This is a genomic window from Kosakonia beeri, assembly GCF_054165705.1.
Map to the genome: position 1 here is coordinate 3,178,555 of NZ_CM135106.1, position 12,081 is coordinate 3,190,635.

Below are 12,081 nucleotides of genomic sequence, written 5' to 3' on the forward strand. Positions count from 1 at the left end.
GCCTCTTACTTACGTTGATCGTCAACCGTTACGCCCTGCGGCGGGGTAAAAGTGAATTTCGAGGCATCAACGGCGCCGTTTTGCTGTGATTTCAATTGATAACTGCTGCGTTGGTCATCCTGCTCAATTGCACTGAACTGGTGGATGGTGCCATCACGGCCAACGTTGATGGTAAATTGTTTCAGATTGCCGTTGCTGCTTTTCGGTGTCAGCACAAAATCGTCGCCATTTTGCGCAATATTGTACTGCTGCCAGTCGCTGGTCTGATTGCGGGCAATCAACATAAACGGCGTGTTACCGGTGGCATCTTTCAGCCAGGTCGCCGTAGCCTGTTCCACAAACGGGTTATAGAACCACAGGGTTTTCCCGTCCGAAACCAGAATGCTTTCATCCGGCTGGGTCATATGCCAGTTAAACAGATTCGGGCGTTTTACCCACAGATCGCCCTGACCTTCCTGTACGGCAGCCCCACTGCCATCCGTCACTTTCTGGGTGAAAGTGGCGTGGAAGCTGCTGACTTTATCGAGCCGGCTTTTCAGATCGCTGGAAGCATCCGCCCAGACATTGCTGGCGGCAAAGCTCGCCACAAGGGCGCAGGTGATGGCAATTTTTTTCATCTTGATTCCTTGAGAATTATCATGCTGCCAGTCAACAGACTAATGTAAATAGCGGTCTTAACTATACCAATTTGGCTACGCAATTTCGCGGTAAAAAACCTGAAAGATCATCTGGCCACAAGGCGTTCTGGCGCCTACTTATTGTTTTTAGGAAATACGTTTTGCAGCATCCGGTACATTTGTTAACCAATTAAATAGCGTGGCAGTAACGTGCCCGCATATGAACGGATCGGAGAGAAGTGACGGTGGGGATCCGCGTTCCTGTTCGCTGCAACACAGATGCGCCTGCGTCAAACACAGGGTAGATCGCATTATTGGAGGTTTACTGAAGACATTAAAGAAAATCGTTCAGAAGCAGAACTGCCTCCCTTTTCGCGTCTCATAAAAAGGGAGGCAGAAGAGCGTGGTTATCGATTTATTCGAACGGCGGCGGCGCAAGCACCTCACGGTTACCGTTGTGCCCCTGCTCGCTGACGATCCCTTGCGCTTCCATCTGCTCGATAATGCGCGCCGCACGGTTATAGCCAATGCGGAACTGACGCTGTACGCCAGAAATAGACGCTTTACGTTTTTCCGTCACAAAATTGACAGCCTGATCGAATAACGGATCGAGTTCCTCACCGCCATCAAAGCCGCCACCTGCGCCACCTTCGCTTTCACTGTCGGAGGTAATACCATCGACATACTGTGGGCGACCACGCGCTTTCCAGTCCTGCACAACAGCATGCACTTCCTGATCGCGAACAAATGCACCGTGTACACGTACTGGCGCAGAGGTGGAGTTTGGCCCGGAATAGAGCATATCACCCATACCAAGCAGGGATTCCGCGCCGCCCTGGTCGAGGATGGTGCGCGAATCGATCTTACTCGATACAGTAAAAGCAATACGGGTCGGAATGTTCGCTTTAATCAGCCCCGTAATAACGTCTACCGACGGGCGTTGCGTTGCGAGCACCAGGTGGATCCCTGCGGCACGCGCTTTCTGTGCCAGACGAGCAATCAGTTCTTCTACTTTTTTGCCGACGGTCATCATCAGGTCGGCAAATTCGTCGACCATTACCACGATGTACGGCAGTTTCTCCAGCACCGGATGTTGGACGTCCATGCTATCACCGGGTTTCCAGTACGGATCCGGGATAGGGCGCCCCATTCGCGCAGCTTCCGCAATTTTATCGTTATAACCCGCCAGGTTACGTACACCGAGCGCGGACATCAGCTTATAGCGGCGTTCCATCTCGTTAACACTCCAGCGCAGCGCGTTGGCCGCGTCTTTCATGTCGGTGACCACTTCCGTCAGCAGATGCGGAATGCCTTCGTAAACAGAAAGCTCAAGCATTTTCGGGTCAATCATAATAAAGCGCACCTCTTCCGGCGTCGCTTTATACAGCATGCTGAGGATCATGGCATTCACACCCACCGACTTACCGGAACCGGTGGTACCGGCCACCAGCAGGTGAGGCATTTTAGCCAGGTCGGCAATCACCGGATCGCCCGCAATATCTTTACCCAGCACCACGGTTAATGGTGACGGGTTTTCGCGGAACTTAACGCAGTCCAGTACTTCTCGCAGATACACCGTCTGACGTTTCTTATTCGGCAGCTCAAGACCGACATACGGTTTGCCCGGAATAACCTCCACCACACGAACGGCCACTGTCGACAGCGAACGCGCAAGATCGCGGGAGAGGTTAGAAATTCGGGCTGCTTTAACCCCCGGCGCCAGGTTCAGTTCAAACCGGGTTATAACCGGGCCTGGCGAGTAGTTCACCACATCGGCTTTGATACGGAAATCTGCCAGACGCGCTTCAACCAGCCGTGCCATTTGCTCGAGGGCAAAGGTGTCTACCGGCTCGATTTCCGCTGGCGGCTGGGTCAGTAGATCCAGCGACGGCAACGGTGTAGTCGGTTTTTGCACCGGCCGGCTGTCGCCATTACGCATCAACAGTGGATGAATCAGGCTTTCCTGTGGCGGCGGTGAGGCCTGCTGAGGTTGCGCCGCAGCAGGTTGCTGATAATGAGGTTGCACCGGCTGTTGCGATTGCGACGCGGCCGGCTGTTGATAATGAGGATGCAACGGCTGCTGCGCGGCAGGTTGCTGATAGTGAGGCTGCACCGGCTGTTGATAAGGGTGCATCTGCTGCGGCGGTTGTTGTTGATACTGCTGCGGTTGCGCAACAGACTCATCAGATTCGGGCATTACACCCGGTGTAAACAGCGGCTCGCTCGGGCTCTCATCCACCAACGCTTTCATCGGCGAAAACGCAAAGTCTTCAGGCATAAATGCCGGCGTCGCGGTAGTCTGCTCTGCCGCATAGCGCTGCTGTTGAGAGGCAGCAAACTGACGTGCCAGTTCAGCTTCTTCAGCTTCATCTTCGCTCAAATGTGGCTGCCGGTGATATTGCGGGATGTCATGCTGATACTCATCGCCATAACGATCGTGCTGGGTAGCCGCAAACTGTCGTGCCAGCTCATCCTGTTGCAGCATATCCGCATCGTCATCCTCACCGTGACGCACTTCTTCTTCGCGGGCACGCTCTTCTGCCATCCGCTGAGACGGCAGTTTAATACCATACGAAGCCAGTTCACGGCGGGTAGGTACGCGCACGCGATTAGGGCGCGGCAGTTGCGGACCAATCCCCTCTTTCACCTGCGGGCGCGGGGCGCCGCCCGTGGCAAGGCTGAACACTGGCCCCGCAGTGGCAGCAGCAGTAGCCACATTGCCAGTGGCCTGCTGAACGCCAGCGGCAACAGGTGCGATAATATCCTGGTCGATAACCGGTGCAGACGGTTTGACTGGCTCTGCCGGTTTAGGCACCGGTGCAGCGCTCGCAGGTTCCGGGATGGGTTGATACCAGGCGGCAAGCTGCTCACGTTCACGAGCGCGTTTTTCCTCCACTTCCTCAAAATAGTAAAGCGGCGGGCGAGTCTGTTTCACTTCTTCGACAGTCGGCTCCGGTAAAGGCTCTGGCAAAGGTTCATGCACAGGGGCAGCCTGCGGCGCGTCCTGCCACGGTAAGGGATCGCTTGCCAGCGGTGCGTAGCGTTCTTCTGCGTGAGGTGTCAGCGAGGCGCCAGGCGATTCCGGCATCCAGGACGTTTCTGCCATGGGTTGCTGCCACTCTGGCGTCGCATACGGTTCAGGCTGGTAAGCTGCAGGTTCTGTATGCTGAGCATGTTGAACCGGCGCGGGTTCCTGCACAGGAACGGGTGCCTGCGCATAGGGCCACTCAACATCCTGTTGCGGCGGAATATAGGGTTCGGATGGTGCCGCATAAGCCTGTGCGGCCGTGGTTGCGGCGGCAGCGGCAACGATCGGTGCGGTGACACTGCGACCATTCAGCAGCGGATCGTACTCTTGTTCGGCTTCAGTCGCGCGATGCCCGGAAAACAGGACGTCATCCGCATCCGCGGGCACACCACGCGCACTGTACGCGATCTCTTCTTCGTCATCGTCCATCCGCTTACCGGAGAACAGTGCTTCGTCGGTTTTTCGGCCCATCGGGTTGGCGAATTTCTCAGCGATCCGTTTGCGGCGGGCCAGTGCGCCCCGCAATATACGTGCACGGCGGGACTCACGCGGCGCTGCAGAAGGTGCTTCGTCGTCCTCTTCTTCATATTCTTCATCATCAACCCAGGTATCGTCGCGTCGCGTACGATTACTGGCAAAGGTGAGAATATTCAGAATGACGCTACCGATCTTCTCGGCAATGGTGACCCAAGACCAGCCGGTGAAGAGCGTTAGCCCGGCAGCCCAGATACAAAGCAGGGCAAGCGTGCCTCCGCTACTGCGTAACAGCGGTTGCAGCGTCGTGCTAAGCAGGCTGCCAATCACGCCGCCGGAAGCAAAATACCAGATATCATCTGCATTGATGGCCGCCAGACCGCATGAGGTCAGAATAAGCGCCAGCGCGCCAATCATGCGCAGCGATACGGCAAAATAATCGATGTAATCTTCACTGGCACGGTGACGCCAGGCAAACCAACAGCCGCCGATGATGATCACCGGAATGGTATAAGCCATAACGCCAAAAATGAAAAACAGCGTATCGGCGAGCCATGCGCCAGGCTGACCGCCCAGATTGTGGATAGGCTCATGCCAGGCGGTTTGCGACCAACTGGGATCCGACGGGTTAAAGCTCAGAAGCGCCGCCATCAACCAAACGGCAAAAAGTGAAACGAGGATCAGCAACGCCTCCAGGAGTCGACGCCCGCTGCTTAATTTGGTAAGTGTGACTTCTTTGTCTTCGGTGTATTCCTGGCTCAAGACAGGCTCTCCAGGTCCTTGATGCTAAAACGGACAACAGCGCCGGGTCTCCCCGGCACTGTTGCTGTATGGATTAACAGGAGTGTAATCAAAAAACAGCGATTGTGCACCTGTTCCGTATTAGCGCGTCTTAATAACCAGACGATTGCTCTGTTTAACTTCTTCCATCACTACATATGTGCGGGTGTCGTTAACGCCTGGCAGACGCAGCAGGGTTTCCCCTAAAAGTTTACGGTATGCAGACATATCCGGCACACGCGTTTTTAACAGGTAGTCAAAATCGCCTGAAACCAGATGACACTCTTGAATTTCTTCAAGTTTTTGCACTGCGGCGTTAAATTGTTCAAACACATCCGGCGCGCCACGATTCAGAGTAATCTCAACAAAAACCAGAAGTGACGCATCCAGATAATGCGGGTTCAGCAGCGCTGTATAGCCCTGAATAAACCCTTGTCTTTCCAGCCTGCGCACACGCTCGAGGCACGGCGTCGGGGAAAGTCCCACTCGTTTAGAAAGCTCGACGTTGGAAATACGCCCATCTTTTTGCAATTCGTTCAGAATATTACGATCGATGCGGTCGAGGTCTTTACCAGGGCGCTTCTTACTATCTACCATTATTATTGTCTCTCTGTATTCCTTCCCTACTCCTGTCTTGACCCTGTGCACTTCACTGTTCAGAGTCTTTGCCCGTCGCGGTACGTCCGCGTGTTTTTAAAATGGCACGGCGCGTAATCCCAGGGGCTATATTAAGAAGACCGTTGCCCGACGGCAGCTATCGATATCACGAATGGCGTCTGTCCACGCCATGCGTAGATTTCACTAGCCCGGTAAAAATGGCATTTACATGCATGAATTAGGGTCACGCGCGAAACACTGCTTTTTTTCTTCCTCAGATGTTTTCGCAAATGCGCAGGGGATTGTCAAAGCAAAACATCTTTTTTTAGTACAACGTGCCAGATATTCATCACCGCCCTTCTCTATTCCTCATTTTATCACCTTATAACTCACCATTTTTCAGTAGAATTTGTTATGTCTCACGTCGATATGAAACCCAGCCATCGGCTATTTCTATTACACATATCGTTAACAAAATCGCCGCACCCTTTTTTTACGCCGTCAAATTCCCTACAATCCAGCCCAATGTCTGCCAAACAATAATGAGGATTTCATGGGTACGGCCAAACACAGTAAGCTGCTTATCCTTGGTTCAGGCCCTGCCGGTTATACCGCTGCGGTCTATGCTGCGCGTGCAAACCTGCAGCCCGTTTTGATTACCGGTATGGAAAAAGGCGGCCAGCTCACCACCACAACTGAAGTGGAAAACTGGCCGGGCGACCCGCATGATCTGACCGGTCCGCTGCTGATGGAGCGCATGCATGAACATGCCACCAAATTTGATACCGAAATTATCTTCGATCATATCAACAGCGTTGATTTGCAGAACCGTCCATTCCGTCTGATCGGCGACAGCGGCGAATACACTTGTGACGCACTGATTATCGCTACCGGTGCTTCCGCTCGTTATCTGGGGCTGGCATCCGAAGAGGCGTACAAAGGCCGCGGTGTTTCCGCTTGCGCGACCTGCGACGGTTTCTTTTATCGCAACCAGAAAGTCGCCGTGATCGGTGGCGGCAATACCGCCGTCGAAGAGGCGCTTTATCTGGCGAATATCGCTTCTGAAGTTCACCTTATTCACCGTCGCGACACCTTCCGCGCGGAGAAAATCCTGATCAAGCGTCTGATGGATAAAGTTGAAAGCGGCAATATCGTGCTACACACCCACCGTACGCTGGAAGAAGTCACTGGCGACCAGATGGGCGTGAGTGGCTTACGCCTGCGTGATACGCAGAATGCGGACAATATTGAGACGCTGGACGTAGCGGGTTTGTTTGTCGCCATCGGTCACAGCCCGAACACATCCATTTTCGAAGGCCAACTGGCGCTGGAAAATGGCTACATTAAAGTGCAATCCGGTATTCACGGCAACGCAACCCAAACCAGTATTCCGGGTGTTTTCGCAGCAGGCGACGTGATGGATCATATTTATCGTCAGGCGATAACATCAGCAGGTACAGGCTGTATGGCAGCGCTGGATGCGGAGCGTTATCTCGACGGACTGGCTGAAAGTAAATAATCTTTACAAGTCAGTAACAAAGGTAAAAAAGGCGACTATAAGTCGCCTTTATTTTTGCCCCGATGTAACATTGCGCAGGCTAAAAATTCGATAACTTCACCTGCAAAGCGCGCAATGAATAAAACCCGTCAACAAGAACTTACTCGCTGGTTAAAACAGCAAAGCATTATTTCCCGTCGCTGGCTGACTGCATCTCGCCTGCTTGGCGTTGTCAGCGGCGTGTTGATTGTGGCGCAGGCATGGATCCTCGCGCGGATTCTCAATCATATGATTATGGAAAACATCCCGCGCGAAGCGCTGCTGCTGCCTTTCATTCTCCTGGTTCTGGTCTTTATTCTACGCAGTTGGGTGGTATGGCTGCGTGAGCGCGTTGGCTTTCATGCGGGTGCGCATATCCGCTTTGAGATCCGTCGCCGCGTGCTTGATCGCTTACAGCAGGCCGGGCCGGCGTGGATTCAGGGTAAACCTGCGGGCAGTTGGGCAACACTGATCCTCGAACAAATCGACGATATGCATGACTTCTACGCACGTTACTTACCCCAAATGGCGCTGGCTGCCAGCGTACCGCTGCTGATCGTGATCACCCTGTTTCCCATCAACTGGGCAGCCGCGCTGATATTGCTTGCCACCGCACCGTTGATCCCGTTGTTCATGGCTATGGTCGGGATGGGCGCGGCGGATGCTAATCGCCGCAATTTTAAAGCGCTGGCACGATTGAGTGGTCATTTTCTTGACCGGCTGCGCGGTATGGAAACACTGCGTATTTTTGGCCGCGGCGCGGCAGAAACCGATAACATTCGTCGTGCTTCGCAGGATTTCCGTAGCCGCACGATGGAAGTACTGCGCCTCGCATTTTTATCATCCGGTGTGCTGGAATTTTTCACCTCACTCTCTATTGCCGTCGTCGCCGTCTATTTCGGTTTTTCCTATCTTGGGGAACTCGATTTTGGCCACTATGGCACAGGCGTTACGCTATTTGCCGGTTTTCTGGCACTGGTTCTGGCACCGGAATTTTTCCAGCCGCTGCGCGATTTGGGCACCTTTTACCATGCGAAAGCACAAGCTATTGGCGCGGCCGACAGCCTGAAAACGTTTATGGAAGCACCACTGGCCCATCCGCAACGCGGCGATATCACGCTGAAAAGCGATGAGCCAATTATGCTCACCGCTTGCGATCTGGTGCTGAAATCGCCCGAAGGCGCCGTGCTTGCCGGGCCGCTGAATTTTACCCTGCCTGCCGGGCAGCGGATCGTACTGGTCGGTCGCAGCGGCTCCGGGAAAAGTTCGCTTATCAATGTGCTTTCCGGTTTCCTGCCTTATGAAGGTTCACTGCGCGTCAATGGCATAGAGTTGCGGGATCTCGACCCCGATGCCTGGCGCGAAGCCATTAGTTGGGTTGGGCAAAACCCGCAATTGCCAGCGACCACGTTGCGCGAAAACGTGCTGCTTTCCCGCCCTGATACCAGCGAGGATGAATTGCAATCGGCGCTGGATAAAGCCTGGGTGAGTGAATTTCTGCCGCTGTTGCCGGAAGGTCTGGAAACGCAGCCTGGCGATCAGGCCGTGCGGCTTTCCGTCGGTCAGGCTCAGCGCGTCGCCGTTGCGCGTGCTCTGCTGGCACCCTGCAAATTGTTGCTGCTGGATGAGCCGTCCGCCAGCCTTGACAGCCACAGTGAGCAACGCGTCATGCAGGCACTGAACGATGCGTCCCGCCAGCAGACGACACTGATGGTGACTCATCAACTGGAAAATCTGAGCGAATGGGATGCTATCTGGGTGATGCAGGACGGGCAAATCATTGAACAAGGCCGTTATGGCGCCCTTGCCACCGCGCAGGGGGCGTTTGCTGACCTTCTTGCCCATCGACAGGAGGAGATCTAAATGCACGCATTATTGCCTTATCTCGCACTCTATAAGCGCCACAAATGGCTGCTGATGTTGGGTGTGATCCTCGCCATTATCACCCTGTTGGCCAGCATTGGTCTGTTGACACTCTCCGGCTGGTTCCTCTCCGCTTCCGCCGTAGCGGGCGTCGCCGGGCTCTACAGTTTTAACTATATGCTGCCTGCCGCTGGCGTGCGTGGCGCGGCCATTACCCGCACTGCCGGACGCTATTTCGAGCGACTGGTCAGCCACGATGCGACCTTCCGCGTACTGGAACACTTGCGCGTGACGACTTTCAGCAAGCTATTGCCGCTCTCCCCTGCCGGTTTAGCCCGTTTTCGCCAGGGCGATCTGCTAAACCGCGTAGTGGCGGATGTCGATACCCTCGACCACCTTTATTTGCGCGTGATTTCACCGCTCGTGGGCGCGCTGATGGTGATCATCGTGGTCATGGTGGGTCTGAGTATGTTGGATGTCTCGCTGGCTCTGTTGCTGGGCGGGATTATGCTGGCCACGCTGTTTATCCTGCCACCGCTGTTTTACCGCGCGGGTAAACCTGCGGGCGAAAACCTGACGTTGTTGCGCAGCGAGTACCGCCAGCAACTCACGCACTGGCTGCAAGGCCAGGCTGAACTGACGATTTTCGGTGCCAGCCAGCGTTACCGACAGGCGTTGGAAAACACAGAATTAAGCTGGCATGACGCTCAGCGTCGCCAGTCCGATCTGACGGCCGCCTCGCAGGCATTAATGTTGTTAATTAGCGGCGGTGCCGTGATCGCCATGCTGTGGTTTGCCTCTGGCGACGTGGGTGGTAACACGCAGCCAGGTGCATTGATTGCGTTATTTGTTTTCTGTGCGCTGGCAGCTTTTGAAGCGCTGGCGCCCGTCACGGGCGCATTCCAGCATCTCGGGCAGGTCATTGCCTCTGCGACACGCATTACACAACTCACCGAATGCCAGCCGGAAGTGACCTTTCCGTCGGGCAATAGCGCTGTGCCAACTCACGTTGCCGTCGATTTCGATGCACTGTCGTTCAGCTATCCAGGCCAGCCGCAACGCGTACTGGAGGCCATATCGCTCTCCGTCGCCGCAGGTGAACATGTTGCCATTTTGGGGCGCACCGGCTGCGGTAAGTCCACACTGTTGCAACTGCTGACGCGAGCATGGGATGCGCAGCAGGGCGAGATCCGTTTGAATGATCAGCCAATCGGTCATTTTTCGGAACCTGACTTACGCAATCTCATCAGTATGGTACCGCAGCGTGTGCACCTGTTTAGCGCCACCCTGCGTGATAATTTACTGCTGGCTGCGCCAGAGGCCAGCGATGAGGCATTGAGTGCTATGCTGGCCCGCGTTGGGTTGGAAAAACTTCTCGACGACAGCGGCCTGAACGCCTGGCTGGGCGAAGGTGGCCGCCAATTATCCGGCGGCGAACTGCGCCGTCTGGCGATTGCCCGTGCGCTCCTGCACGACGCGCCACTCGTTCTGTTGGATGAACCGACAGAGGGTCTGGATGCCTCTACTGAAAGTCAGATTCTTGAATTACTTGCAGAAGTAATGAAGGGAAAAACGCTGCTGATGGTCACGCACCGTCTGCGCGGCCTGGCACGTTGCGATCGGATAATTGTGATGGACAACGGGCAAATAATTGAGCAAGGTAATCACGCAGCGTTAATGGCGAAACAGGGGCGTTATTACCAGTTTAAGCAGCGTCTGTAAGTGAATATTCGTCATTTTGCCGTTCCCGTGGCGGTAACGCTAAAGTGAAACGACCAAAATGACGATATTAAGAAGGGTCCCTGGTCGCGTTGTGGAGCAGAGTTGTCATGCGTCTGGTTCAGCTATCTCGTCATTCTATCGCCTTCCCTTCGCCTGAGGCAGCACTGCGTGAACCCAACGGCTTGCTGGCACTGGGTGGAGATTTGAGTCCGGCGCGTCTGTTGATGGCCTATCAGCGCGGTATCTTCCCCTGGTTTTCGCCGGGCGACCCTATCCTGTGGTGGTCGCCGGATCCGCGCGCGGTACTGTGGCCGGACGCCTTCCATCTCAGCCGCAGCATGAAACGTTTTCATAAAACTTCCCCTTATCGCGTCACGGTAAATCATGCTTTTGGTCAGGTCATTGATGGATGCTCGCAGGATCGCGATGAAGGAACATGGATCACGCCGGATGTGGTGATGGCTTACCACCGTCTGCATGAACTGGGGCATGCGCACTCCATTGAAGTCTGGGAAAATGAGCAACTGGTTGGCGGCATGTATGGCGTAGCGCAGGGGACGCTATTCTGTGGCGAATCCATGTTCAGTCGCCGTGAAAACGCCTCTAAAACGGCGCTGTTGGTGTTCAGCCAGGCGTTCTTGCATTGTGGTGGTCAGCTCATTGACTGCCAGGTGTTGAACAGCCACACCGCCTCGCTGGGTGCGGTTGAAATTCCCCGCCGGGATTATCTCTTGTATGTCGCCGGAATGCGCAAAAAAGCGCTGCCGTCCCATTTTTGGGTGCCCAGAACGCTGTTTTCATCTCTCTGAAGAATGTTTTCGGCACATTTTTTATCAGGGTGTTATAATGGACGCTCAGCGTTGCTTTTGCCTGTTGCCCCGCCTCACCCGGGAGTTGTTCGTATCAGGGATGCCCTTCGTTATATTTCACCGCTCCCCTTATCGACTGCGCTTTTAACGCGTCGTGATGTGTGGCGTGAGGGTAATATGCAAAAGTCGTTTTGCTGTGTTTTATCAGCACAAATCTTTACTTAACAGACGAACTTCGGCATTATCTTGCCGATTCAAAAATTATGGTAGTGATACCCCCGAGGATTAGATGGCCAAAGAAGACAATATTGAGATGCAGGGTACCGTTCTGGAAACGTTACCTAATACGATGTTCCGCGTAGAACTGGAAAACGGCCATGTGGTCACTGCGCATATCTCCGGAAAAATGCGTAAAAACTACATCCGTATTCTGACGGGCGATAAAGTGACTGTGGAACTGACCCCGTACGACCTGAGCAAAGGCCGCATTGTCTTCCGTAGCCGCTAAGATCTTCCGCTGGCACCGCTGAGTGCACCTCTTTTTAAGGCCGGGTTATCCCGGCCTTTTTATTTGCGCCTTATTCATCCCCTCTGCGATTAAACTTTAAACACCTCTGCCAATTGTCTATACTAAGTGCTGACAAATGTCTGCAT

Annotated in this window: 8 protein-coding genes; 5 read left to right on the forward strand and 3 right to left on the reverse strand. The window is 54.3% G+C overall.

Annotated elements, in window-relative coordinates; genetic code table 11:
- Window positions 1–5 precede the first annotated feature (5 nt).
- From lolA to lrp, 3 genes are all read right to left on the reverse strand, one after another.
- Window positions 6–617 (reverse strand): outer membrane lipoprotein periplasmic chaperone LolA, encoded by a 612-nt coding sequence (lolA, locus tag ACUY4S_RS15090; RefSeq protein ID WP_312688570.1) that lies wholly within the window; start codon window positions 615–617, stop codon window positions 6–8.
- 415 nt (window positions 618–1,032) lie between these two features.
- A complete protein-coding gene (gene ftsK, locus ACUY4S_RS15095; protein WP_458021596.1) occupies window positions 1,033–4,881 on the reverse strand; it encodes a DNA translocase FtsK in 3,849 nt (1,282 codons plus the stop codon).
- A gap of 120 nt (window positions 4,882–5,001) precedes the next feature.
- Complete coding sequence (gene lrp, locus ACUY4S_RS15100; RefSeq protein WP_000228469.1) at window positions 5,002–5,496, reverse strand: leucine-responsive transcriptional regulator Lrp; 495 nt, start codon at window positions 5,494–5,496, stop codon at window positions 5,002–5,004.
- A gap of 553 nt (window positions 5,497–6,049) precedes the next feature.
- On the opposite strand from lrp, the gene trxB reads away from it, so the two are divergent.
- The 5 genes from trxB (at window position 6,050) to infA (ending at window position 11,935) form a co-directional block, all read left to right on the forward strand.
- Window positions 6,050–7,015, forward strand: a complete 966-nt coding sequence (trxB, locus tag ACUY4S_RS15105; RefSeq protein WP_312688567.1) for a thioredoxin-disulfide reductase — start codon at window positions 6,050–6,052, stop codon at window positions 7,013–7,015.
- A gap of 114 nt (window positions 7,016–7,129) precedes the next feature.
- Window positions 7,130–8,896 carry a heme ABC transporter permease/ATP-binding protein CydD gene (gene cydD / locus ACUY4S_RS15110; protein WP_458021597.1) on the forward strand — a complete coding sequence of 589 codons (1,767 nt, stop codon included), beginning with the start codon at window positions 7,130–7,132 and terminating at the stop codon, window positions 8,894–8,896.
- Complete coding sequence (gene cydC, locus ACUY4S_RS15115) at window positions 8,897–10,618, forward strand: heme ABC transporter ATP-binding protein/permease CydC (RefSeq protein ID WP_458021598.1); 1,722 nt, start codon at window positions 8,897–8,899, stop codon at window positions 10,616–10,618. It abuts the gene before it with no gap.
- A 107-nt stretch (window positions 10,619–10,725) separates the two neighbouring features.
- Window positions 10,726–11,427: a leucyl/phenylalanyl-tRNA--protein transferase gene (gene aat, locus ACUY4S_RS15120; RefSeq protein ID WP_458021599.1), complete on the forward strand. Its 702-nt coding sequence runs from the start codon at window positions 10,726–10,728 to the stop codon at window positions 11,425–11,427.
- A gap of 289 nt (window positions 11,428–11,716) precedes the next feature.
- Window positions 11,717–11,935, forward strand: a complete 219-nt coding sequence (infA, locus tag ACUY4S_RS15125; RefSeq protein ID WP_001040187.1) for a translation initiation factor IF-1 — start codon at window positions 11,717–11,719, stop codon at window positions 11,933–11,935.
- The last annotated feature ends 146 nt before the right edge of the window (window positions 11,936–12,081 follow it).

Bases quoted from the DNA above. Each gene is read 5' to 3' on its own strand.
- lolA (WP_312688570.1), bottom strand. From the start codon at position 617: ATGAAAAAAATTGCCATCACCTGCGCCCTTGTGGCGAGCTTTGCCGCC.
- lrp (WP_000228469.1), bottom strand. From the start codon at position 5,496: ATGGTAGATAGTAAGAAGCGCCCTGGTAAAGACCTCGACCGCATCGAT.
- trxB (WP_312688567.1), top strand. From the start codon at position 6,050: ATGGGTACGGCCAAACACAGTAAGCTGCTTATCCTTGGTTCAGGCCCT.
- cydD (WP_458021597.1), top strand. From the start codon at position 7,130: ATGAATAAAACCCGTCAACAAGAACTTACTCGCTGGTTAAAACAGCAA.
- cydC (WP_458021598.1), top strand. From the start codon at position 8,897: ATGCACGCATTATTGCCTTATCTCGCACTCTATAAGCGCCACAAATGG.
- aat (WP_458021599.1), top strand. From the start codon at position 10,726: ATGCGTCTGGTTCAGCTATCTCGTCATTCTATCGCCTTCCCTTCGCCT.
- infA (WP_001040187.1), top strand. From the start codon at position 11,717: ATGGCCAAAGAAGACAATATTGAGATGCAGGGTACCGTTCTGGAAACG.